Here is a 24713-nt window from a genome sequence, read left to right on the forward strand (position 1 = left end):
GATAGCTTCCTGCGCAACAAGTACCTGGGCTACAGCCCAAAAACACCCTAAAAAGCACCGCGCACCCCCTCTTGTGGCCATCACCGGCCCGCTGTACGCCACGCGCCCCGAGGTGATGCAACTGGCCGACACCATCGCCGAACGCCGTCTGCTGGACCCCGACTGGGTACGCCACGCCCTGGCCCACGCGCGCTACATGCCAGCCATTGCCCGCGCCATCACGCCGCCGCCCGTGGGCACGGTCAAAAACTGGGCGGTGTACCGCAGCCGTTTTATCGACCAGGTGCGTATCAAGGCCGGCGTGAAGTTCTGGCTGGCCAACCAGGAAACGCTGGCGCGTGCAGAGCGCGAAACCGGTGTCCCTGCCGCCATCATCGTGGGCATCGTCGGTGTGGAAACCATTTACGGCCAGCAGACCGGCGGCTACCGCGTGATCGACGCGCTTTGCACGCTGGCCTTTGACTTCCCCAAGGAACACCCACGCGCCAAAGACCGCTCTGCCTTTTTCCGCGCCGAGCTGGAGTCTTACCTGTCACTGACCCAGCGCACCGGCACCGACCCGCTGGCCCTGCGCGGCAGCTACGCCGGGGCCATGGGCCTGCCGCAGTTCATGCCGTCGAGCTGGGACAAATACGCGGTGGACTTTGATGGAGATGGCCGCATCGACCTGTTCCACAGCCCGGCCGACGTGATCGGCTCGGTCGCCAATTACTTCCGCGCCTTCCGCTGGCAGCCCGGCATGCCCACGCATTACCCCGTGGGTTTTGACGCCGCGAAACTCGACAAGGCCGCACTGCTCGCCCCCGACATCCTGCCGACCTTCACCACCGCCACCTTTGCCGCCAAAGGCGCGGTACTGCAGGGTGCGGCACTGAACCACACTGGCCCGCTGGCGCTGGTGGAGTTGCAAAACGGCGAGGCCGAGCCGCTGTACATCGCAGGCACCGAAAACTTCTACGCCATCACACGTTACAACTGGAGCAGCTACTACGCGCTGGCCGTCATTGAGCTGGGTGAGGCCGTTGCCGCCGCCATCGCAGCGACAGAGCGTGGGGGCACCAACTTACCGCCGGGCCGCCCCAAGGGAAGTTAGCCCCCTTGGGGGGCAGCGACCCAGCGCAGCGGTGGAGCTTGGGGCAGCAACTTCCCATGCCAAAATAAGCCATGGCCACTGCACCTTCTTCTGCCGCTACCACCCTGGACCGTTCGGACGAGGGCGCCACTGCGGCGCTGTACCGCGCTGCGATCGGTCCCGTCAATGCCGACTACTACGCGCCACGCTTCGCCCAGTTTGAAGCGGCCGACCATGCGGGCGCAAGCTGGAACTCTGCGGCCTGCCTGTGCACCCTGAACTGGATGGTGTTCCGGCAGTTGTGGAGTGCCGCGCTGGTCTATGTGGGTGCGCTGGTCGGCGGTGCCCTGCTGGTGTTTGGCATTGGCCGCCTGGTGCTGCAGTTCTCGCAGGAAACCGAATGGGGCCTGCTGGCCGGTTTTGTGGCAGCAGCGTTTTTGCTGCCCGGCCTGTACGGCAACGCGATCTTCCACGCCCAAACCCGCAAACGCATGGCCGCAGCTCTGGCCGCCAACACCACACTGCCCGAAGCCGTGTCCATGCTGAGCCGCCAGGCCAGCACACGCCGGCGTTTTATCTGGCTCGCGCTGGCCAACCTGGCCGTCGTGGGCGCCGCTGCGGCCGCGTACACCCTGCTACCCAACGTGGCGAACCTGGGCATCGTCCCCGACCAGCCCGCAGATGCCCGCAATGTCGCAGTCGGTCGCACCACCGATGCTGCGTCCGGCCCAGCACTCGCCGCCTCTGCAGCGGCACCCGCGGCTTCGGCACCGGTTGCCGCAGCGTCTGCCCCAGTGGCAGCAGCCAGCGCGGTAACGACTGGGCCTGCCTCGGCCCCCGCCGCCGCAGCAGCAGCTTTGCAAGCGGCCTCAGCGCCATTGGTAGTCGCTTCTGCACCCCTAGCCGCCAAGGCTGCAACACCGGCCATCACCCCACCTGCCAAGCCTGTCGCTTCGGCACCGCGCGTAACCACAACGCCAGCCCCAACACCTTCGGCCGCCGCAGCCAAACCGGCCAAAGCGCAGCCTGCACCTGCCACGGCCACCGTCGCGCCCAAAAAACCGCTGGCCGCACAACGTTACTTCATCAATGTGGGCCTCTTCGCCGAGGAGACCAATGCGCGCAATGCACACACCAAGCTGCTGGACGCGGGCTTGGTGGCGTTCACCGAAGAGATGAAAACGCCCAAGGGCAAACGCATTCGTGTGCGCGTGGGACCGTTTGAGGCTATTGGTGATGCGGATGCTGCGGCAGAGCGTATTCGTGGGCTTGGGTTGGACGCAGAGTTGTTCCAACGCTAGCGCTCAGACCACTGCATGGCCGAAGATCAGGCTTTTGCTGGTGAGAGGGTTTGAGGTTTTGGCATGTCGGGATATGCGCCCGACAGCGCACTCACTTTTCTTGCTTCGCCAAGAAAAGTAAGCAAAAGAAGGCGAGCCGGATTCGTCGGCCCTTCGCTTCGCTACGGGCACGCTGCGTTGCTCGGTTTGGGCGGGGTCTGGCTCGAACTCGCCTTCGGCTCAAACAATCGCCAGCCCTGATCCGCCCAAACCTGCGCTACTCGCCTCCTCATTACGGCACCAGCCAAGTAACCGAAGACCAAATACCAACTTCGTCCGCGCTACGCGCGGACGGGTATTCATCTCATTTGGCCGAGCGTAGCGATGGCCTGTAATTCGCCCTAATCCCTTCTGGCTGCGCCGAGGAGCGCAGGGTTCAGTGGATCAGGGCTGGCGATTGTCTGAGCGCAGCGAGTTCGAGCCAGACCCCACTGAACCCGAGCACCGCAGGTTGCCCCGAAGCGCAGCGTAGGGGTCGCAGACAGTAGGGTCGCCTTTCTTTTGGTGACTTTTCTTTGGCGAAGCAAAGAAAAGTTACTGCGCTGTCGGGCGCACATCCCGACACGCCAAAAAAGAAGTAACGCCCCAAGAAGGAAACGAAAAAAGACTCAGGTCACCGGAACCAAAAATTCCCGGCTGATATGCGCACCCAGATCATTCACCCGATCCAAAAACTGCGTGAGGTAAGCGTGCAAGCCAGTAGCCAAAATCTCATCAATCCGGCCAAACTTCAAATCCGCCCGCAGCTTGCCCGCACGACGCAAGGTCTCGCTGGACGGATCCCCCGCCACCAGCGCCAGATTGGCCACCACCTCGTTCAAACTGGCATGCAGCGAACGCGGCATGTCGGGCCGCAGGATCAGCAGCTCGGCCACCCGCTCCGGTTTGATCACGTCACGGTAGACCTTGCGGTACACCTCGAAACCCGAGACGCTGCGCAAAATCGCGCTCCAGTGGTAGAAGTCGTACTCTTGGTCCTTCTCGCTGGCAGTGCCAAAGAAGTCGCTCTGCACGGCGTGGAACTTCACATCCACCAGACGCGCCGTGTTGTCGGAGCGTTCCAGGAATGTGCCCATGCGCATGAAGTACAGGGCTTCGTCCATCAGCATGGTGCCGACGGTCACGCCGCGTGACAGGTGCGAGCGGAACTTCACCCACTCGAAAAACTGCGCCGGGTCCTGTTCGAATTCCTTGCTCTTGACCATGCGTTTGACTTCCAGCCAGGTCTGGTTTTGCGTTTCCCAGACTTCGGTGGTCAACGTGCCGCGCACAGCGCGGGCGTTCTCACGCGCGGCGCTCAGGCAGGAGAGGATGGAAGATGGATTGCTCTCATCCTTGACCATGAAATCCATGACTTCACGGGCCTGGATTTCACCGTATTTTTCCTTGTAGGTGTAGAGCAGTTCGCTGATGGACAGCAGGCCCTGCCAGCCCACCTGGGCAACGGCTTCGGACTGCGGCAGCAAAGAGGTCTGGTAGTTCACGTCCAGCATGCGCGCGGTGTTCTCCGCGCGCTCGGTGTAGCGGGACATCCAGAAGAGGTGGTCAGCGGTGCGTGACAACATGGTGGCTGGCCTTTCTCAAGCGGACTGGGTTTGGGACTGCGAAGCGGATGAAGCAGGTGCGGCAGCGGGCGCGGAATCGTCTTCCAGAATCCAGGTGTCTTTGGTGCCGCCACCTTGCGATGAGTTGACCACCAGCGAACCGTCTTTGAGCGCGACACGGGTCAGGCCACCGGGCACCATCTGCACGGTCTTGCCCGACAACACGTAGGGACGCAAATCGATGTGGCGCGGCGCAATGCCGCTTTCCACAAATGTCGGGCAACTCGACAGGCTCAGCGTGGGCTGGGCGATGTAACCACTGGGGTTGGCCAGCACGGCCTTGCGGAAGTCTTCAATCTCGGCCTTGGTGGCGGCCGGGCCCACCAGCATGCCGTAACCACCGGCACCGTGCACCTCCTTGACCACCAGGTCTTTCAGATTCGCCAGGGTGTAGGCCAGGTCATCCTTGTTACGGCACATGTAAGTCGGCACGTTGTTCAGGATGGGTTTCTCTCCGAGGTAGAACTCGATCATCTTGGGGACATAGGGGTAGATGGACTTGTCGTCCGCCACACCGGTACCCACAGCGTTGCAGATGGTCACATTACCGGCGCGGTAGGCGTCCAGCAGGCCCGCGCAACCCAATGTGGAGGTGGGGCGGAACACCGTGGGGTCCAGAAAATCGTCGTCCACACGGCGGTAGATCACGTCCACCCGCATGGGGCCGCGCGTGGTGCGCATGTAGACGAACTTGTCTTTCACAAACAGGTCCTGCCCTTCGACCAGTTCCACGCCCATTTGCTGCGCGAGGAAGGCGTGCTCAAAGTACGCGCTGTTGTACATGCCGGGGGTCAACACCACCACAGTCGGGTCGGCAATGGTGTCGGGGCTGCTCTGGCGCAGCGTTTCCAGCAACAAGTCGGGGTAGTGGGCAATCGGCGCGACGCGGTGCGCGCTGAACAGGTCGGGGAACAACCGCATCATCATCTTGCGGTCTTCCAGCATGTAGCTCACACCGCTGGGCACACGCAGGTTGTCTTCGAGCACGTAGTACTCACCGTTGCCCTGGGCATCCGGCGCGCGCACGATGTCGATACCGCTGATGTGGGAGTAAATCTGGTGCGGCACATCCACACCGACCATCTCTGGACGGAACTGCGCGTTGTTTTCGATCTGCTCACGCGGCACCACACCGGCTTTGATGATTTCCTGGTCGTGGTAGACGTCGTGGATAAAGCGGTTCAGCGCGGTGACGCGCTGCACCAGGCCCTTTTCCATGCTGGACCACTCGTGGGCCGGGATGATGCGGGGGATCAGGTCAAAGGGAATGAGGCGCTCGGTGCCCGCGCCCTCTTCGTCTTTCTCGCCGTACACGGCGAAGGTGATGCCCACGCGGCGGAAGATCATCTCGGCTTCTTCGCGGCGCTTGGCCATCATGTCGCCGGGCTGTCGGGCCAGCCATTCGTCGTAGATCTTGTAGTGGTCTCGTATCTGCGCCCCCTTGGTAAAAAACTCGTAGGGGAGCTGGGTGTACATCTCGTCGAATTTCCGCATAAGAACCTCTCTGAACACTCTCTAAGCAATCTTTAGACCAGCTAGAGCCCGCTCACACGACTTTCTGCCAGTGCGAACCGACCTTGTTTTTTGCACCACTATGGCACACGATGGTGCCAATACCGCTGCGAGCTTTCCCGCGTACATGCCACATTTTGGGGATTCCACGACTGCCAACGCATGGCACCACAATGGGGCGAGTCATGCACCACGATGCTCCGCTCCTGGTAGCGCTGCAAAACGGACGCCGCTGGATGCCCAAAGCGATTGCGGTAGCCCGATTGCATCAGAGCGAACTGCGGCGCCACCGCATCCAGAAACGCCGCGCTGCTGGAGGTCTTGCTGCCATGGTGTGGAACCAACAGTACGTCACTGTGGAGCAGATCCGCACTGTCGGCAATCAGACGCGCCTCCTGGGCCTGTTCGATATCTCCCACCAACAGCGCCGTATGTGCCCCGCTGGAAATGCGCAGAACACACGACAGGGCATTGGGTTTGCCCTGGCGGTCGTAATCCTCAGCACGCGGATGTACCACCGCGAAGTCCACCCCATCCCAGCGCCACTGCTGTCCGGCCACACAACGCTGCGCGGGCCGCAGCACCTGCAATGGGTGTTCCGGTTCGATGGAACTCAACAACGTGGCCTGCGGTTGCATGGCCAACACCGCCTGCGCGCCACCTACATGGTCAGCATCGCGGTGGCTCAGCACCAGCGTGTCCAGCCGTGTGTGCAGCGCCTGCAACAGCGGCACCAACACGCGGTGACCGGCGTCACTCTCCAGGCTGTAGCGCGGCCCGGCGTCATACAGCAGCGCATGGTGGGCCGTACGCACCAGCACCGCATTGCCCTGCCCCACATCGGCGGCCAGCAGTTCAAACTGACCTTCTGGGGGCAACGGCGCCTGCCACAAAAACACCGGCAACAGCAGCGGCAAGCCCAGCAGCCGCATGGGCCACGACCACGGAAAGACCAGCGCCATGCCTCCGAGCACACCGGCCACACCCAGCCACAGCGGCGGCATCGCCACTGACAGTGCCGCCCAGGGGAACGCAGCCAGCCATTGCAGACCCGCCAGCAGCAAGCCCACAGCGCCCGCTGCCACATCCCACAGGCCGGGCACCAACACACCGAAGAGTGCCAACGGCGTCACCACCAGCGTGACCCAGGGAATGGCGAACGCATTGGCCAGCAAACCCACAATGGAAACCTGCCCGAACAACAGCAACGTCAATGGCGCCAGAGCCAGCGTAATGACCCACTGCTCCCGGAATATGGCCCCCACGCTTGCCACTGCGTGTGCTGCGCTGCCCCCCAGGGGGGCTAATTTCCCTTGGGGCGGCCCAGCGGAAAATTCCGAAACAAATCGGCCTCCAGCCCTTGTGGAATGTGCGCGACCAGCTCCTGAATCTGTAGCAAATAACACACCCACCGCCACAAAACTGAGCCAGAAACCCGGCTGCAGCAAGGCCCACGGATCCAGCGCCACCACCACCGCGCAGGCCAGCATCCACACCTGCGGCCAGGGCCAGCGCGCGCCGCTCAGGCGCAGGGCGGCGATGGTCGCCAGCATCACACAGGTGCGCTGGGCCGGCACACCCCAACCCGCAAACGCCGAATAGGCGATGGCCAGCAAAACGCCACCCGCCAGCGCGGCACTGGACGCGGGCCACCATCGGCAAAGGCGGCCCGAGCGTCGCCACAACCAGCCCAGCACCAGCGCGGCCGCCCAGGCGAACATCGTGATATGGACGCCCGAAATAGACATCAAATGGGCGACCCCGGTAGCGCGGAACACATCCCAATCCACCCGGTCAATCGCGTTCTGGTCCCCCACCACCAGCGCCGCAATCAGGCCGGCATACTGGCGCGGCGTGATCTGGGCCAGGATCTGGTCACGTACCGTCTGGCGCACTAGCGACACCGGATGCCGCCAGGTCTGCCCCAGGCGTTGTGGTGCGGGGTCGTTGGCACCGGCGCGCACATAGGCCGTGGCCTGCACGCCCTGTTCCCACAGCCACAGCTCGTAGTCAAACCCGTGCGGATTGCGGCTGCCATGCGGCGCCTTGAGCCGCAGCGTCATGCGCCAGCGCTCACCGGCCTGCACCACGTCGGGCACACGCTGCAGCCCCGCCAACTCGGTCCCTGTGGGGTAGACACCGGCGTACCAACCCACATCGATGCGCGGCGGCACGGCTATGGGCTGGCCATCCAGCGCCGCAGATTCCACGCGCAGGCGAAAGCGCAGCCCGGCCTCGTTGCGCTGGGGCATGTCGGTCACCACACCGGTGACCACCAGGTCGCGCCCCTCCAGCGCCGGGTCCAGTGCGTGCTGCAAGAAAGCCGATGCCCGCAAACCCGTGGCACCCCAGCCCAGTACCAACGCAGCCACCACGAGCAACGCGGTATTTGCTATTTTTTTAGTAGCTGCTTGCGCAAGCAGGATAAGGGCTAAAGCCACAAACAGTGCATAAACTCCCCAGTGCCACAGGGCGGACTGCTGCAACTGCAGCGCCGTGCCCGCCAGAAGTCCCGCCAGGGCCAGAAACAGGGTCTGCCCTCGAAGCGACGGGAAATGTGCAAGGCCATGCATGCGGTCATGCTAACCCGGCACGGATGGCAAACCCGGGATGGCGCGGCTTTTGCTTTATCCTGTCGAAGAGCCTGCCTACGATCTATACGGGGTCACGTTGATGCGCAATCGGGATGAGTTGTCCGCCAAGACCACGCCGCATGGGCTCATGCCCATGCAAGGGGTTTGGTGGGCAAATCGCCCGATTTCGCATCAACCCGAACGGCAAGTGCCTTTTCGGGCAGTCTGCGGCGTTGCAAAGCCTTGCCGGGCACCAGCCCGACTGCGTTTTGCGCCTTGCAGCCCATCCCGAAAAGGCACTTGCGTGGCCCCGTATAGACCGTAGGAAGGCTCTCAACACTCAGAGAGCATCCATGTCCATTCACGCCGCGCTGAACCACGTCACCCACTACAAGTACGACCGCCCGGTCAACCTGGGGCCGCAGGTGATCCGCCTGCGCCCTGCCCCCCACTGCCGCAGCAAGGTGCTGTCGTACTCACTGAAGATCGAGCCCGCCACCCACTTCGTCAACTGGCAGCAGGACCCGTTTGCCAACTACCAGGCGCGCCTGGTGTTCCCCGAGAAAACCACCGAATTCAAGGTCACGGTCGACCTGGTGGTGGACATGGCGGTCTACAACCCGTTCGACTTTTTCCTGGAGCCCGAGGCCGAAGAATTCCCCTTCGCCTACAAAGCCGAGCTCAAGGAAGAGCTCACCCCCTACCTGGCCGCTGACCCGCTGACACCGCTGGTCAAGTCCTACCTCGACAAGATAGACCGCACCAAACGCCGCAGCGTCATCTTCCTGGTCGATCTGAATGCGATGGTGCACCAATCGGTGGACTACACCATCCGCATGGAACCCGGCGTGCAAACGCCGGAGCAAACGCTGGCGCTGGGCTCCGGCTCCTGCCGCGACTCGGCCTGGCTGCTGGTGCAACTGCTGCGCAACTGCGGCCTGGCCGCGCGTTTTGTCTCCGGCTACCTGATCCAGTTGAAGCCCGACGTCAAATCACTCGACGGCCCCAGCGGCACCGAAGTCGACTTCACCGACCTGCACGCCTGGTGCGAGGTCTACCTGCCCGGCGCCGGCTGGATCGGGCTGGACGCCACCTCGGGCCTCTTGGCCGGCGAAGGCCACATCCCGCTGGCCTGCACACCCCAACCCTCGGGCGCGGCGCCCATTGAAGGCGGCGTGGACGAAAGCGAAGTGGAGTTCGAGCACTTGATGGCGGTCACCCGCATCTACGAATCTCCACGCGTCACCAAACCCTACACACCGGAACAGTGGGCCGATGTGATGGCACTGGGCGAAGCCGTCGACAAGGAATTGAATGCGGGCGACGTGCGCCTCACCATGGGCGGTGAACCCACCTTTGTGGCCGTGGGCGACCGCGAGGCCGCCGAGTGGAACACCGACGCACTGGGCCCGACCAAACGCGGCTTTGCCACCGAGCTGGTGCACAAGCTGCGCGAAGAATATGGCCAGGGCGGCTTCCTGCATTTTGGCCAGGGCAAGTGGTACCCCGGCGAGCAGTTGCCACGCTGGGCACTCAACATCTACTGGCGCACCGACAAACAAAAGGTCTGGAACGACCCCACACTGTTTGCCGACGAACGCGTGCCCACGCACTACACCAGCGAAGACGCTGGCCGCTTCATCCGCACGCTGGCGGGCAAGCTGGGCGTGACCGACAAATACATCCAGACCGCCTACGAAGACACCTGGTACTACCTGTGGCGCGAGCGCCGCCTGCCGGTGAATGTGGACCCATTCAACTCCAAACTCGACGACGAGATGGAGCGTGCCCGCCTGCGCCGTGTCTTCACGCAAAAGCTGGATGCGGCCATTGGTTATGTGTTGCCGGTCAAGCCCACCGAAGGCCCTGCCCTGGCCGGACCGGCGTGGACCACCGGCCCCTGGTTCTTCCGCGACGAACGCATGTACCTCATGCCCGGCGATTCGCCCATGGGCCTGCGCCTGCCCCTGGATTCGTTGCCCTGGGTCAGCGAAGGCGACTACCCGTATCTGATCGAACAGGACCCGTCCGCACCACGTGGCCCGCTGCCCTCGCACGGCAGCATGGCTGCGCGTTATGCGCCTGGCGCACAGGTCCGCCCGGGTACCGTGCTGGACAGTGGTGCGCCCTACCTCTCGGGCACCGGGCCACGGCCCGAGGCCACGCGCAAATTCCAGCAATCGATTGGCCCCGCCATCAGCCGCGTCGCCGCCAACGCCCAGAGCGTGGACCAGGCGGAACCGGCTGACTTTGCCCGCGTACCTGCGAAGAACGAGTCTGCGCACTGGATCACCCGAACCGCGTTGTGTGTGGAAGTGCGCGACCCGCGCCGCGCCAGCGGCCCCAAGGCCGAAGCCGTGGGCGTGGCGTCCGGCGTGATCTACGTCTTCATGCCGCCGCTGGAAAAACTGGAGGACTACCTGGACCTGCTGGCCGCCGTGGAAGCCACCGCAGCCGAACTCAAAGTGGAGATCGTGCTGGAGGGCTACCCGCCGCCACGCGACCCACGTTTGAAACTGCTGCAGGTCACACCCGACCCCGGTGTGATCGAAGTCAACATCCACCCGGTGACCAACTGGAAAGAACTGGTCTACAACACCGAGTTTTTGTACAACGCCGCGTTCGAATCGCGCCTCTCGGCCGAGAAGTTCATGACCGACGGCCGCCACACCGGCACCGGCGGTGGCAACCACTTTGTGATGGGCGGCGCCACACCGGCCGACAGCCCGTTCCTGCGCCGACCCGAGATGCTGGCCAGCCTGCTGCTGTTCTGGCATAACCACCCGTCCCTGAGCTATTTGTTCAGTGGCATGTTTGTCGGCCCAACCAGCCAGGCGCCGCGTGTGGACGAAGCCCGCAACGACCAACTGTACGAGCTGGAAATTGCGATTGAGCAGATTTACAAAAACCGCGAGATCTATGGCCAGAGCATGCCGCCGTGGCTGGTGGACCGCACGCTGCGCAACATCCTGATCGACGCGACCGGCAACACCCACCGCAGCGAGTTTTCCATCGACAAGATGTACTCGCCCGACTCGGCCACCGGCCGCCTGGGCCTGCTGGAGCTGCGCGCGTTCGAGATGCCGCCGCACCCGCACATGAGCAGCGTGCAGCAGCTCCTGCTGCGCGCCCTGGTCGCGCGGTTCTGGAAGGCACCGTACAAGGCGCCCGCCACCCGCTGGGGCACCGAGCTGCACGACCGCTTCATGTTGCCCACCTTCATCAAGCAGGACTTTGACGATGTGATCGCGGAGATGAATATGGCGGGCTATGCGTTTGACGCGAGCTGGTTTGCGCCGCACTACGAGTTCCGCTTCCCCATCGTCGGTTCGGTGCAAACCGCAGGCATGGAACTCACGCTGCGCAATGCGCTGGAGCCCTGGCACGTGATGGGCGAAGAAGGCACAGCAGGCGGCACCGCGCGTTATGTGGATTCGTCGCTGGAGCGCATGGAAGTGCGTGTCACCGGCATGAACGAAAGCCGCTACGTGATCACCTGCAATGGTCAGGCCCTGCCCATGCAAAACACCGGCACGGTGGGCGAATTTGTCGCCGCAGTGCGCTACAAGGCCTGGAACCCGCCGAGCAGCCTGCACCCCAGCATCGGCGTGCATGCGCCGCTGGTGTTTGACGTGGTCGACACCTGGGTCAAGCGCTCTCTGGGTGGCTGCCAGTACTTTGTGGCCCACCCCGGTGGACTCAGCTACGAGACCTTCCCGGTCAATTCCTACGAGGCCGAAAGCCGCCGCCTGTCCCGCTTTTCTGCCATGGGGCACACCCCCGGCAAGCTGCTGGTGCCGCCAGCCACCATCAACGTGGCGGGCAGCAAGGAGTTTCCTTTCACACGGGACCTGCGCCGACGTTAATTTTTCACGCTATCACACTGCCTGCGGATCAAGAATCACCCATTTGGGGGATAGACACGGAGCCTCGGGAGGCGTACCTTCAGCACTACGGTATTTTTCTAGAACTGAAAGCTGCGGGCGCAGAGGAACGGGGTGCGGAACATGTTTAATTTATCCAAACGGGGAGCGGTCGACTCCCGGCTCCCCGCCACCGACAGTGTGAGCCCCAGTGCCGCCAACTCCAGCAGAGGCGGCACCGATATCGAACGCGAACTGGTGCGCGTGGCCTTCAAGGACACCCTGCGTGCCACTGGCGTACCGGCCGACTGGCTGAGCTGTGAAGTGCGTTTGGTGGCCGACCGCGGCATGGCCGAACGCATGCAGGTGCATTTGGTCATGCAGCAGTGGAGCGGGCACTTGCTGCGTTATGCCGTGGCGTTCCAGACCCAGTTGCGCCAGTGCCTGGACCGCTACGAACCTTCTGTCGACCACGGCCAGTACGAATGGGTATGGCGATTCTCCGCGGACTGCGCCAGCCCCTTCCCCACCATGCCCGCGCCCGAAGAATGGGCCAAGAAGCTCGAAGCCAGCAAGACCCAAAAACCGCCTGAGCTTTTTGAGCGCCGCAAAGCCCCCCGCACTGCGGCCGCCCCCGGGCCATCCAAGCCCGGCGTGGTCAACCCCGCAACGACCGCCAAGCCAGATCTGCGGGACGTTTTCTCCCACTTGTAAGCGCCCGCACTGCGTGGCAGTGCAGCTTCCCTTCGCAGGGAGAGGCGGTCAGGCCTGTGCCTGTTGAGGCACCGACGGCGTCAGCACCGGCCCCGTGCCACTGAAGCGGTCCAGCGCCAGGTAAATCACCGGCGTGATGAACAACGTGATGGCCTGGGAGAACACCAGACCACCCACCACTGCCAGCCCCAGCGGCTGGCGCAACTCGGCGCCGGCCCCAATACCCAAAGCGATGGGCAAGGCGCCCATGAGAGCGGCCATGGTGGTCATCATGATGGGGCGGAAGCGCAAGATGCAGGCCTCACGGATGGCCACCTCCGGACTCATGCCCTGGTGGCGTTGCGCATCGAGCGCAAAGTCAATCATCATGATGGCGTTCTTTTTCACGATACCGATCAGCAGCACGATGCCAATGGTCGCGATCAGCGTCAGGTCTTGCCCAAACAACATCAACGTGATCAGCGCCCCCACCGCTGCCGAAGGCAGACCGGCCAGGATGGTGATGGGGTGGATATAACTCTCGTACAACACGCCCAGCAACACATAAATGACCAGCAGCGCCGCCGCAATCAGGATGGCCTGGCTGCCCTGTGAGCTTTTGAATACCGCGGCATCACCACCGTAGCTGCTGATGATGGATGCGGGCATCTGGATGGCCTCGCGCGCTGCATCGATCTTTGCAGTCGCGTCACCCAGCGCCACACCGGGTGCCAGATTGAACGACACGGTGACCGCCTGCAACTGGCCCACGTGGTTGATCGAGGTGGCGCCCACCGTGCGCTCCACCGTGGTGAAACTAGACAAGGGCACCAAAGAACCAGTGGAAGCGCGCACATAGATGCCGCCCAGAGCACTTTCGTCCTGCTTGGCTTCGGGCCGCACTTCCATAATGACCTGGTAACTGTCGGTGGGCAGGTAGATCGTGGACACCTGGCGCTCACCAAACGCGCTGTACAGCGCGGTGCGGATGTTGTCTACCGATACGCCCAGGCTATTGGCACGGTCGCGGTCGATCTTGAGCTGCGCCTGCAGGCCGCGCAATTGCGAATCGCTGGTCACATCGCGGAACATGGCGTCGCCGCGCAATTTATCCTGCAGCTTGGCCGCCCAACTGCTCAGCTCATCAGCCTGCACACTTTGCAGGATGTACTGGAACTGCGCCTTGCTTTGCCGCCCGCCAAGTTGCAGATTCTGGATGGGGCGCATGAACACACTGATACCCGCCACATCGCGCAACTTGCGGCGCAAGCCCTCCACCACCTGCTTCATGGGCTGGCGTGTGCCGGAAGGCTTGAGGCTGATGAACATACGCCCGGAACTCTGGGCACCGTTGCCACCATTGAAGGAGCTCACGGCGGCCACATTCGGGTCGTTGCGGATGATTTCTGCCGCACGTTCCTGCAAGCGCACCATCTGGGGGAAAGAGGTGTCTTCGCTGGCTTCGGTGGTGACCTGGATTTGCCCCAGGTCTTCTTCGGGAAAAAAGCCTTTGGGAATCACCATGACGAGCAACGCGGTGGCCACAAAGGTAGCGGCAGCCACCCCCAGAACGATCTTGCGGTGGGACAGTGCCTTGTCCAGCACCCGGGTGTAACCGGCCAGCAACGCATCAAAGCCGCGCTCAAAACCACGCACCACTTTGCCCGGCGGCTTCTTATGGGACTCGTCGCTCAGGAAGCGGCTGGCCAACATGGGCACCAGGGTCAGTGAGACAAAGGCCGACACCACAATGGACAGGCCCACCACCACGGCAAACTCGTGGAACAACAAACCGATCACACCCGGCATGAAGAAGATCGGGATGAACACCGCGATCAGCGAGATGGAAATCGAGACGATGGTGAACCCTACCTCCCGTGCGCCGCGCAATGCGGCCTGGAACGGCTCTTCACCGCGCTCCACATGGCGGATGATGTTTTCCAGCACCACAATGGCATCGTCCACCACCAGGCCCACCGCCAGTGTCAGGCCGAGCAGGGAAATATTGTCCAGGCTGTACGAGAACCCCCACAGCAGCGCCACCGCCCCCATCAGCGAAATGGGCAAGGACAGTGCAGGAATGACCGTGGCCACAAAGCGGCGCAGGAACAGAAAGATCACCAGCACCACCAAAATGATGGTGCCAATCAGGGTCAGGGAGACATCGTGCAGGGCTTCGCGCACCGAGATGGACCGGTCGTTCACCGGCGTCATCGTCACAGACTGCGGCATCTGGCTTTGCAACTGGGGCAAGGCCGCGCGGATGGCGTCCACCACGCGCACCGTATTGGCACCGGGTTGGCGCAGGATGGCGACAGTGATGGAGTTTTCACCGTTGAAAGTAGCCCAGCTCTTGAGATTTTCAATGCTGTCTTCCACCTTGGCCACATCGCGCAAGCGCACCGGGTTGCCGCCGCGGTTGCTGACAATCAGGTCGGCAAACTCGGCCGCGTTGCGCAGTTGCCGGTTGGCCTGCAGCACCAGGGTCTGGCGCGGTCCTTCGAGGGTTCCCACCGGCGTATTGACGTTGGCGGCACGCAGGGCCGCGCTCAGTTCGTCCAGACCGATATTGCGCACTGCCAGCGCTTCGGGCTGCACCTGCACCCGCACCGCGTAACGCTTGGAGCCAAAAATATTGACCTGGGCCACACCGTCCACGGTGGACAGTGTGGGCGTAATCAGGTGCTCGGCGTAGTCCTGCAAATCCGACGGGGCCAGCGACGGCGAGCGCAGCGAGATCAGCAGTACCGGCGCATCTGCAGGATTGACCTTGCGGTAGGACGGCGGCGACGTCATGTCTTGCGGCAACGAGCGCTGCACGCGCAACAAGGCGGCTTGTACGTCGACCGCCACCGCGTCAATGCTGCGGCCTTCTTCGAACTCCAATGTCAGGGACGTGCTGCCCAGTGTGCTGGTAGAGCTGATGGTCTTGAGACCGGGCACGGTCTGAAACTGCTTTTCCAGTGGCAGCGCCACGGAGCTGGCCATGGTCTCGGGGTTCGCGCCAGGCAGCGAGGCGGAGACATTGATGATGGGTGTGTCGTAGCTGGGCAATGCCGCGACCGGAATACTCTGGAACCCGATAATCCCCGCCAGCACGATGGCCAGGTTGAGCAACACCGTCATCACAGGACGGCGGATAAAGAGTTCCGAGAAGTTCATGGTGTGCCTGCCTTGGCGGGTTTGGCAGCGTCTGCCGCTGCGGACTTGGATTCCGCCTTGCCGTCTGGCCGGGACTCTTTGGCCCGCTCGACGATGGGGCTGTTGGGTCGCACATTCTGCTTGCCGTCCAGCACGACGGCCTCGCCCGGCTTGACACCGGTCACGGCCGCGTCATTGCCTTGTGCATAGACCAGCTTGATCGGGCGCGCGACGGCCTTACCGTCTTCCTTGACATACACAATCGTGCCGCGTGCCGTCTGGATAAGGGACGCCTGGGGCACCACCACCGCATCCTTGAGGGTACTCACGGTTTGCGTCACTTCCACGAACGCACCGGGCCACAGTTTTCCGTCCTTGTTGTCAAACACGGCCTTGGCCTTGACGGCGCCCGAACTGGGGTCGACCGCGTTGTCGACAAACTGCAGCCGGCCCTTGAACGTGCCTCCGCCATCGGCCAAAGCGGCGCTGACAGAGGCGCCACCGTCTTTCAGGGCCGCCAGCGCATCCTGCAGGTCGCGCTGCGGAATGCTGAAGGCAACGCCCATGGGGTCGAGTTGGGTGATGGTGACCAATGCGGTCTGGTTGGCCTGGATGGCGCTGCCAGCAGACACATTGACCGCGCCGGCCCGTCCGGAGTTGGGGGCGGTGACCCGGGAGTAGGACAGTGCCACACGGGCCGCATCAATCGCAGCCTGGTCCGCCGCAATGGTGGCGGAAATTGACTCGACCTGGGCTTGGGCCGTGTCCACGGCGCCTTGGGAGATGAAGTTCTGCGAGAACAACTGTTGCGCCCGGGCGAATTGGCGCTGTGCATCGGCCAGGGTCGCGTTGTCCTTGGCCAACTGGGCCCGCGCCTTGGCGGCATTGGCTTCGTCGGTACGGGCATCCAGTGTGAACAACAACTCACCGGACTTGACGAACTGGCCTTCGCGGATATGCACCTTGCTCACGGTACTGGTGACCTGGGCGCGCACATCCACGCTCGTGAGAGGTGTGACCGTGCCAGAGGCCTTGAGCACCACCACGAAGTCACGCTGCTGGGCGGGTACCAGGCTCACGGTCACTGCAGTCTGGGGCGCTGTCGGGGCGCTTGCAGCAGCGGCCGGGGCCTGCGAAGCTGCTTTTTCGGAACAGCCAGCCAGCAACACCACAATGGCGCTGCAGGCCACACCCAAGGATAAAAGTCCTGTCTTCATATCTGCCTAAAGTCTTTGGAGGGGAGCGTGCCAGGCACAAGATTTGTGCGGCCTGGCCCAATCATATGATGACATCCGGCGAAAAAGAGTTCCTGCCGTTGTCTGCGTGTGTGAAGGCCCGGTAAAGGGACAGGCAGGCTGGCATACTCTGCACCAGTGAAAGACGCCAACGAATCCCCCACCGCTGCAGCGACACGCAAACCCTCCGAAGTGCTGAGCAGCGCCTCGGACTGTATCGCCAGCACCGGCCACTACGATGAATTGCGTGGCCGTGCCAGCAACAGCGGTGCACAAGCCCCCTCATCCGCCTCCGAATCCGCTATCAATTCTGTAGCTGATTGCGCAGATTTCACGGGGGCTTGGGGCCAATTTTTTGCCCATGTGGAGGCGCAGACCCGGGCCGACCTGGACCAGCGCAGTGCCAGCCTGCAGCGGCAGATCCGTGACAACGGCGTGACTTACAACGTGTACGCCGACGAGGAAGGGCCGCAGCGCCCTTGGTCGCTGGACCTTTTCCCCCTGATCATCGACGCACCGAGCTGGCAGCAGATCGAGGTCGGCGTGCAGCAGCGCATGCGTTTGCTGGAGGCCGTGATGACCGACGTCTACGGCCCGCAAAGCTTCATGGCCCAGGGCCTGCTGCCACCGGCCCTGGTACAGGGCCACCCCGGCTACCTGCGCCCCATGCACGGCGTCAAACCCGTGGGCGGTACCCATTTGCATGTGGCGTCATTTGACCTGGCCCGCGGGCCGGACGGCAACTGGTGGGTGGTCGGCCAGCGCTGCCAGGCCCCGTCCGGCCTCGGCTACCTGCTGGAAAACCGGCTGGCAGTGTCGCGCCAGTTCCCGCAGGCCTTCCAGCACCTCAAAGTGCAGCGCCTGGCGGGCACCTACCGCGCGCTGATGGACAGCCTCAAGGCCATGAGTCCGCTGGGCAAAGACGCCCATATCGCCCTTCTGACGCCTGGCCCCTATAACGAAACCTATTTCGAACACGCTTACCTCGCGCGTTACTTGGGCCTGAGCCTGGTCGAAGGCAGTGACCTCATCGTGCGCGACGAGCGTCTGTTCCTCAAAACCCTGCGTGGCCTGGTGCCCGTGCACGGCCTGCTCAAACGCGTGGACGACCAGTACCTGGACCCACTGGAGTTGCGCCCCGACTCGACGCTGGGCGTGCCCGGTCTGTTGCAGGCCATCCGTGCAGGCAATGTGCTGGTGGCCAACGCACCCGGTTCGGCCTTTCTGGAGTCACCCGCACTGCTGGGCTTTTTGCCGGCGCTGGCGCGCCATGTGCTGCAGGAAGAACTGCTGCTGCCGGCCCTGCCCACCTGGTGGTGCGGTGAACGCAGCGCCATGCAGGAAGCCTTGCCGCTGCTGGGCGAACGCGCGATCAAGCCCACCTACCCCGGCTCACCCATCCACGGCAGTTTCGACGCCGTGCTGGGCCATACGCTGGACCAGACCGAGCTGGATGCCTGGGCTGGGCGCATCATGCGCCAGAGTGAAGACCATACCGTGCAGGCCTACCTGCCCCTGTCGCAACTGCCCACCTGGCAAACCACCACCACGGGCGACACGGACACGGCCCACGGCCACATGGTGGCGCGCTCGGTGCTGCTGCGCGTTTTCGCCGTGTCGGACGGCACCCACCCAGCCACTGGCCAACCCCGCTGGCGCATCCTGCCAGGCGGCCTGGCCCGGGTGGCGGGCGCCAGTGCAGACATTGCCTCCATGCAGCGCGGTGGGAGCAGTGCGGATGTCTGGGCATTGACCCAAGGCGAGATAGACACCACCACCCTGCTGCCCCAGGCGCTGACACCGGCCACGCTGGCACAACACAAACGACTGGTCACCAGCCGGGCCGCCGAAAACCTGTATTGGCTGGGCCGCTACACCGAGCGGGCAGAAAACTCGATCCGCCTGGCCCGCCTGACGCTGGAAGCCCTGGGTGGAGAAGACCAGACGTCGCCCCCGTTGCTGCAATGGCTCAGCAAAATGGCGGTGGCCAACACCCTAGTGCTACCGGGCGTGCCCTCTGCCCTGCAGGCACGCCGGGTGTTTGAGCGCTCCCTGATTTCCAGCCTGGGCGCCACCGACGGCGCCACCAGCGTGGGCTACAACCTGCGCGCGCTCAAAATGGCCGGCGCCACTGTGCGCGAGCGCCTGTCGCAGGAACACTGGAGCGTCATCGTGCGCGCCGAGGAAGAACTGTTTGCCCGCTGCGCACGGCTGACGTTGCACGGAGAATATGCGTCGACCGAAGCCTTGCGCGTGCTCAAGTCCGCCAGCGACCATCTCGCCGCCATCACTGGCGCGCAGACCGACCGCATGACACGCGACGATGGCTGGCGCCTGCTGAGTATTGGCCGCCATGTGGAGCGACTCAACTTCCTGGCTGCCGCTCTGGCACGCGGCTTTGAGGCCGGTGCGGTGCACAGCGAGGGCGGCTTTGAAGCCCTGCTGGGTCTGTTTGACAGCACCATCACTTTCCACGCCCAGTACCAGCAAAGCCGCGACGTGGCCGCCATGGTGAACCTGCTGGTGCTGGACCGCGACAACCCGCGGTCGCTGGCCTGGGTGGCACACACCCTGCGCGGACGCCTGGCCAAGCTGGCGGGCATGGCCACCGGCGTGCTCAGCCCGCTGTCCCTGCGCGTACCCGACCCCGATGGATGGGAACTGGCCGAGCTGTGCGAAACCACCACAACCAGCACGGAGCCCCCCGCACTGATGGAACTGCTGGACGCTTTGGGCCATGCCGCCTACGCCGTATCGGATGACATCAGCACCACCTATTTCACCCACTCGGGTGAAACGAAAACCAGCGTGGGGACCTGATGCTGCTGCAGATTACGCACGAAACGCACTACCGCTACCAGCCCGCGGTAGAGACCGCGCAACACGTGGCCTATCTGCAGCCTAATACCCACGACGGGCAGAACCTGTTGAGCCACAGCCTGCACATCAGCCCGCAGCCCGCACAACAGCGCGACATGCCCGATGTGTATGGCAACACCCGTTGCTTCTTTTCGCTGCAGGTACCGCATGAAGAATTGACCGTGGTGGCGCACAGCCTGGTCTCTACGCGGGCACACAGTCTGCCCGCCAGTGCCATGCCGTGGGAGCAGCAGCGCGAGAGCTTCCGTTACCAGGCAGGCAGCCCTTTTGATTCGGCGGCGGAGTTTGTCTTTGCCTCGCCCTTTGTGCCGCGCCACGCCGAGTTTGCCGCCTATGCGCGCCCCAGCTTTCTGGCCGGAGCCAGTGTGCTCGATGTCACAACCAGCCTGATGGAGCGTATCCACACCGACTTCACGTATGAGAGCCAAAGCACCGAGGTCAACACCCCGGCGCTGGAGGCCCTGGCCATGCGCCGCGGTGTGTGCCAGGACTTTGCCCACATCATGCTGGCCTGCATGCGCACGCTGGGCCTGCCCGCACGGTATGTCAGCGGCTACCTGCTGACCGAACCGGCACCCGGTACCCAGAAGCTGGTGGGCAGCGACGCATCACACGCCTGGGTCAGCGTCTACGTGGCCGATTTTCCGCAGGGCGGGCGCTGGTGCGACTTTGACCCCACCAACAACCGCTGGGGTTGGTATGCGCCGGGTGTGGACTATGTCACCGTGGCCACCGGTCGCGATTTTGGCGACGTATCGCCGCTGCGTGGCGTGATCCACGGCGGCGCCAGCCACACTCTCACGGTGGGTGTCACGGTATCGGCCATCGGAGACAATCCCGCCGGTGACGCGCCAGGCATGCAGGTGCAAAACCAGACACAGACACAAACCTCCTCTGCCCTGGGGCAGAGCCAGTCACAAACCCAGGGTACGTCCCATTGAACAAGGAAACACCATGAGCATTTACGACACACTCGCCGAACTCAACATCACCCTGCCCCCGGTCGCGGTACCGGCTGCCGCCTATGTGCCTTTTGTGCAGACCGGCAATCTGGTTTTTCTGAGCGGCCACATTGCAAAAAAAGACGGCAAACCCTGGGTCGGTCAGTTGGGCAAAAACACCACCACCGAAGAAGGCAAGGCCGCCGCACGCGCGATTGCCATTGACCTGATGGGCACCCTGCACGCCGCCGTGGGCGACCTGAACCGCGTGACGCGCATCGTCAAACTGATGTCGCTGGTCAACTCCACGGGTGACTTCACCGAACAGCACCTGGTGACCAATGGCGCCAGTGAACTGATAGGTCAGGTGTTTGGCACCAAAGGCGCCCATGCCCGCAGCGCCTTTGGTGTGGCACAAATCCCCATGGGTGCCTGTGTCGAAATTGAAATGATTGTCGAAGTCGCCTGAATATAAAAAGGGCGCCCCAGGCGCCCTTTTTATTGGACGCGGCCTCTAGGCGAGGGACAAGGCCCGCGACGACGTCCCATGGCCACCACTGGCCACCTTGAACACAGCCACGGCCTGTTTCATGCGGTCGGCCTGTTCGCGCAGGCTCTCCGCCGCCGCCGCACTCTCTTCCACCAGCGCTGCGTTTTGTTGCGTCATCTGGTCCAGTTGGCCGATGGCCTGGTTCACTTCGGCAATGCCCGTGCTTTGCTCCGAAGACGCCGCGGTGATCGCGCTGATGACCTCCACGACCCGGCGCACCGACTGGACAATCTCCTGCATGGTGGAGCCGGCATCGCTGACGAGCCGGGTGCCCGACTCGACCTTGCTCACCGAAGTGCCAATCAGGCCCTTGATCTCCTTCGCCGCTTCCGCGCTGCGTTGCGCCAGGCTGCGCACTTCAGAGGCCACCACGGCAAAACCGCGCCCCTGTTCACCCGCGCGGGCAGCTTCGACTGCCGCGTTCAGGGCCAGGATATTCGTCTGGAAGGCGATGCCGTCAATGACACCGATGATGTCTGCGATCTTCTTACTGCTGGCATCGATTTCCTGCATGGTGGTGATGACCTCGGTGACCACCGATCCGCCGCGCTCGGCGACGCTGGAGGCGCTGTCAGCCAGCGTGCTGGCCTGGCGTGCGTTGTCCGCGCTTTGTTGTACCGCCTGGGTCAGGCTTCCCATGCTCGATGCGGTGGTTTGCAGGTTGCTGGAAGTCTGCTCGGTGCGCTGCGCAAGGTCGTTGTTGCCAGTGGCGATCTCCGCGCTGGCCGTGGCAATGCTGTCGGTGCTGCTGCGCACCTGGGACACCATGGCGCCGAGCGAGCGGTTCATGGCGGCCAGCGAACGCATGAGGTCGCCAAACTCGTCGGCACGGGACTCGTCCACATCGGCACTCAGATCGCCCTGCGCAATGCGCGAGGCCAGGCCATTGGCCTGCAGCAACGGCTGCTTGATCGCGCGAATCAGAAAGGCCGCACCCGCAAAAATAGCCGCCACCAGCGCCATCAGGCCCACGGCAGAGGCCAATGCCAACTGGCCACTCTGTGCATCAAAGTCTGCGCGCAGGGCGTCATTGGCACGCTCCTGGCTGTCCACGAATTCCTGGTGCGCCTTTTGCACCGCCAGCACGGCCGGGCGGTACTGGGCTTCCATGAAACTGGTGAGCTCGCCTGGTTTGCCCGTCACCTTGAGCAGGGCCGTCTGGCCGCTGAGCTCCTGTACCTTTTGCCGCAGCCCGGCAATTTTGGCCAGTTGTGCGGTGTCCTGCTCCGAGAGGCCCATGCTTTCCAGGTTTTTTTGCAGCTCGGCAATGCGCGCAAGGCTGTCGGAAATTTCGGTCTTGAAGGCGTTGACCACACCCGGATCAATGGACACCACCACGGCATAAGAACGGGTGGCATTCACTTCGGACAGCGCAGCCCATTGGTTGGCGGTCTTGATGCGCGCCAACATGGCCGTATTCGCAGTGGCGAACGCGGCGCGGTATTGACGGGACTGGAGGGCGCTGTACCCCAAAATCAACGCCATGATGAGCACCATTGCCACCATGGCCAGCCATAGCTTGGTAGCCAGGCGCAACCTGTCAAAACGCATTCCAACTCCTCATTAATTAATTTTTAATTAAATCATGTGACATGGTCTTCCATGAACCGGGTAAACGCGCATACCGTGTGTTTTGGGCAGTGCCGTGTGGCACCGATGGCGACAACAAAAAAGGCGCCCTCGGGCGCCTTTTTTTCGTCAGCGAATGCTTCTTCAGCCGTGGCCCAAGGCTGGTGTTGCGCCGTGACCGCCGCCTGCCACCTTGAACACGGCCACGGCCTGCTTCATGCGGTCGGCCTGCTCACGCAGGCTTTCTGCAGCAGCCGCACTCTCTTCCACCAGCGCCGCATTTTGTTGGGTCATCTGGTCCAGATCGCCAATGGCGGTGTTGACCCCCGCAATGCCGGAACTTTGCTCGCTGGCTGCGGCGGTGATCTCGGAAATCACGTCCACCACGCGCTGCACCGACTGCACGATCTCTTCCATCGTGGCACCCGCATCGGTCACCAGTTGGGTACCCGATTCGACCTTGGCCACCGAGGTGCTGATCAAGCCCTTGATCTCCCGGGCGGCTTCGGCGCTGCGTCCGGCCAGGCTGCGCACCTCGCTGGCAACCACGGCAAAACCCCGTCCCTGCTCACCGGCACGCGCCGCTTCGACAGCCGCGTTCAACGCCAGGATATTGGTCTGAAAGGCAATGCCGTCGATCACGCTGATGATGTCGGCAATCTTCTTGCTGCTGGCGTCAATTTCCTGCATCGTGGTCACGACTTGCGTCACCACCGTACCGCCGCGCTGCGCGACCGTGGATGCACTGGCCGCCAACGTACTGGCTTGCCGTGCGTTGTCTGCGCTGTGCTGCACCATGCCGGTGAGGGAATCCATATTGGAAGCCGCCGCCTGCAGGTTGCTGGAAGTTTGTTCTGTGCGCTGTGCCAGGTCGTTGTTACCGGTGGCAATTTCCGCACTCGCGATGGCGATGCTGTCCGTACTCTGGCGCACCTGAGACACCATGCGGCTCAATGAACCATTCATGTCTGCGAGGGAGCGCAGCAGCATGCCAAATTCGTCGTGCCGTTCGGTGTGCACTTCCGAGCTGAGGTCGCCCTGGGCAATGCGCGCGGCCAGTTCATTGGCCTGCGCCAGTGGCTCACGGATGGAGCGCACCAGCCATGCCGTGCCCAGGAAAATGATGGACACAATCACCGCCAAGCCGACCAAAATACCGTACGTGTTGGCCATGCGCCGGGCCTCTGTATCCACCTGAATGTCCAGCGCACGCTGCTGCTGCATCTTGATCATTTCCTTCTGGGCAGCCAGATAGCTACCCATGGCCGGCAGGTAGGTTCCGTTCATCATCTTCATGGCCTCATCGGCCTTGCCATCGGTCTTCATCAGGCGCACCTTGTCCCGCGTCTCGATCACGGTCTTGCGCAGGGCGGCGATCTTCTGCAATTGGGCCTTGTCCGCCTCGGTGAGCGGCATGGCATCCATCTTCTTTTGCAGCTCGGAGATCTGGTTGCTGGTGGCCGTAACCGCATCCTTGAAGGCCGCCGTGACACCGGGCTCGCCACTCAGAATGATGGCCTGGTTGCGTGCCGCATTGGTCTCCGTCATGCCATTCCACTCGGTGGTGATTTGCACCATCTCTGTGGCCAGGCTCTGGGCCACGCGCCCTTCACCCAGGATGCTGGCGCTGCGGACCAGTCCAACCACGGCCACGGAGACGATACCCAAGATAACCAGAACAATGAAAATCCACAGCTTGGTAGACGTGTTGATGCTTTTGAATCCCATACGAATGTCTCC

14 protein-coding genes are annotated in these 24713 nt (G+C 63.1%); 7 read left to right on the forward strand and 7 right to left on the reverse strand.

Translation table 11 applies throughout. The features are described 5' to 3' along the window. The first annotated feature begins 73 nt into the window (after positions 1 to 73). Both mltB and RS694_RS13025 read left to right on the forward strand, forming a co-directional pair. On the forward strand, positions 74 to 1093 hold the full coding sequence (mltB, locus tag RS694_RS13020) for a lytic murein transglycosylase B (protein WP_420805929.1): 1020 nt from the start codon (positions 74 to 76) through the stop codon (positions 1091 to 1093). A gap of 71 nt (positions 1094 to 1164) precedes the next feature. Continuing rightward, on the forward strand, positions 1165 to 2373 hold the full coding sequence (locus RS694_RS13025; protein WP_029707232.1) for an SPOR domain-containing protein: 1209 nt from the start codon (positions 1165 to 1167) through the stop codon (positions 2371 to 2373). 647 nt (positions 2374 to 3020) lie between these two features. Here RS694_RS13025 and RS694_RS13030 read toward each other — a convergent pair. The 3 genes from RS694_RS13030 to RS694_RS13040 all read right to left on the reverse strand — a co-directional run bounded on the left by RS694_RS13030 (position 3021) and on the right by RS694_RS13040 (position 8101). Continuing rightward, positions 3021 to 3977 (reverse strand): alpha-E domain-containing protein, encoded by a 957-nt coding sequence (locus tag RS694_RS13030; RefSeq protein ID WP_029707231.1) that lies wholly within the window; start codon positions 3975 to 3977, stop codon positions 3021 to 3023. A gap of 15 nt (positions 3978 to 3992) precedes the next feature. Then, the gene (locus RS694_RS13035) at positions 3993 to 5510 is read right to left on the reverse strand and encodes a circularly permuted type 2 ATP-grasp protein (RefSeq protein WP_029707230.1); all 1518 of its coding nucleotides are present in this window, start codon (positions 5508 to 5510) and stop codon (positions 3993 to 3995) included. A 98-nt stretch (positions 5511 to 5608) separates the two neighbouring features. Next, entirely contained in the window at positions 5609 to 8101 is a 2493-nt protein-coding gene (locus RS694_RS13040) for a DNA internalization-related competence protein ComEC/Rec2 (protein ID WP_051391832.1), read from the reverse strand. 353 nt (positions 8102 to 8454) lie between these two features. On the opposite strand from RS694_RS13040, the gene RS694_RS13045 reads away from it, so the two are divergent. Next, positions 8455 to 11967, forward strand: a complete 3513-nt coding sequence (locus RS694_RS13045; protein WP_029707228.1) for a transglutaminase family protein — start codon at positions 8455 to 8457, stop codon at positions 11965 to 11967. A gap of 141 nt (positions 11968 to 12108) precedes the next feature. Further along, entirely contained in the window at positions 12109 to 12678 is a 570-nt protein-coding gene (locus RS694_RS13050; protein ID WP_037247116.1) for a hypothetical protein, read from the forward strand. Positions 12679 to 12726: 48 nt separating this feature from the next. Here RS694_RS13050 and RS694_RS13055 read toward each other — a convergent pair whose 3' ends face one another. Together RS694_RS13055 and RS694_RS13060 are read right to left on the reverse strand one after the other, a co-directional pair. Next, positions 12727 to 15819, reverse strand: coding sequence for an efflux RND transporter permease subunit (locus RS694_RS13055; protein ID WP_029707226.1), 3093 nt, complete (start codon positions 15817 to 15819; stop codon positions 12727 to 12729). Next, complete coding sequence (locus tag RS694_RS13060; RefSeq protein WP_081708606.1) at positions 15816 to 17015, reverse strand: efflux RND transporter periplasmic adaptor subunit; 1200 nt, start codon at positions 17013 to 17015, stop codon at positions 15816 to 15818. The genes RS694_RS13055 and RS694_RS13060 overlap by 4 nt, the downstream gene beginning before the upstream one ends. 156 nt (positions 17016 to 17171) lie before the next feature. Here RS694_RS13060 and RS694_RS13065 point away from each other — a divergent pair, with 156 nt between their 5' ends. From RS694_RS13065 to RS694_RS13075, 3 genes are read left to right on the forward strand one after another with little or no spacing between them, the layout of a single operon-like run. Continuing rightward, a complete protein-coding gene (locus RS694_RS13065) occupies positions 17172 to 19853 on the forward strand; it encodes a circularly permuted type 2 ATP-grasp protein (RefSeq protein ID WP_037247113.1) in 2682 nt (893 codons plus the stop codon). Next, positions 19853 to 20854: a transglutaminase family protein gene (locus tag RS694_RS13070; RefSeq protein WP_029707223.1), complete on the forward strand. Its 1002-nt coding sequence runs from the start codon at positions 19853 to 19855 to the stop codon at positions 20852 to 20854. The genes RS694_RS13065 and RS694_RS13070 overlap by 1 nt, the downstream gene beginning before the upstream one ends. Before the next feature lie 13 nt (positions 20855 to 20867). Then, positions 20868 to 21323: a RidA family protein gene (locus RS694_RS13075; RefSeq protein ID WP_029707222.1), complete on the forward strand. Its 456-nt coding sequence runs from the start codon at positions 20868 to 20870 to the stop codon at positions 21321 to 21323. A gap of 45 nt (positions 21324 to 21368) precedes the next feature. Here RS694_RS13075 and RS694_RS21030 read toward each other — a convergent pair whose 3' ends face one another. Both RS694_RS21030 and RS694_RS13085 read right to left on the reverse strand, forming a co-directional pair. Further along, positions 21369 to 22955: a methyl-accepting chemotaxis protein gene (locus tag RS694_RS21030; protein WP_029707221.1), complete on the reverse strand. Its 1587-nt coding sequence runs from the start codon at positions 22953 to 22955 to the stop codon at positions 21369 to 21371. A 162-nt stretch (positions 22956 to 23117) separates the two neighbouring features. Further along, positions 23118 to 24701, reverse strand: a complete 1584-nt coding sequence (locus tag RS694_RS13085) for a methyl-accepting chemotaxis protein (RefSeq protein ID WP_051391830.1) — start codon at positions 24699 to 24701, stop codon at positions 23118 to 23120. Positions 24702 to 24713: the final 12 nt, after the last annotated feature.

The organism is Rhodoferax saidenbachensis, assembly GCF_001955715.1.
Classification (GTDB): domain Bacteria; phylum Pseudomonadota; class Gammaproteobacteria; order Burkholderiales; family Burkholderiaceae_C; genus Allorhodoferax; species Allorhodoferax saidenbachensis.

Coding starts and splice junctions, on each gene's coding strand:
- RS694_RS13040 (WP_051391832.1), bottom strand. CDS start 8,101: ATGCATGGCCTTGCACATTTCCCGTCGCTTCGAGGGCAGACCCTGTTT.
- RS694_RS13055 (WP_029707226.1), bottom strand. CDS start 15,819: ATGAACTTCTCGGAACTCTTTATCCGCCGTCCTGTGATGACGGTGTTG.
- RS694_RS13030 (WP_029707231.1), bottom strand. CDS start 3,977: ATGTTGTCACGCACCGCTGACCACCTCTTCTGGATGTCCCGCTACACC.
- RS694_RS13035 (WP_029707230.1), bottom strand. CDS start 5,510: ATGCGGAAATTCGACGAGATGTACACCCAGCTCCCCTACGAGTTTTTT.
- RS694_RS13050 (WP_037247116.1), top strand. CDS start 12,109: ATGTTTAATTTATCCAAACGGGGAGCGGTCGACTCCCGGCTCCCCGCC.
- RS694_RS13075 (WP_029707222.1), top strand. CDS start 20,868: ATGAGCATTTACGACACACTCGCCGAACTCAACATCACCCTGCCCCCG.
- RS694_RS13045 (WP_029707228.1), top strand. CDS start 8,455: ATGTCCATTCACGCCGCGCTGAACCACGTCACCCACTACAAGTACGAC.
- RS694_RS13070 (WP_029707223.1), top strand. CDS start 19,853: ATGCTGCTGCAGATTACGCACGAAACGCACTACCGCTACCAGCCCGCG.
- RS694_RS13025 (WP_029707232.1), top strand. CDS start 1,165: ATGGCCACTGCACCTTCTTCTGCCGCTACCACCCTGGACCGTTCGGAC.
- RS694_RS21030 (WP_029707221.1), bottom strand. CDS start 22,955: ATGCGTTTTGACAGGTTGCGCCTGGCTACCAAGCTATGGCTGGCCATG.
- RS694_RS13060 (WP_081708606.1), bottom strand. CDS start 17,015: ATGAAGACAGGACTTTTATCCTTGGGTGTGGCCTGCAGCGCCATTGTG.
- RS694_RS13085 (WP_051391830.1), bottom strand. CDS start 24,701: ATGGGATTCAAAAGCATCAACACGTCTACCAAGCTGTGGATTTTCATT.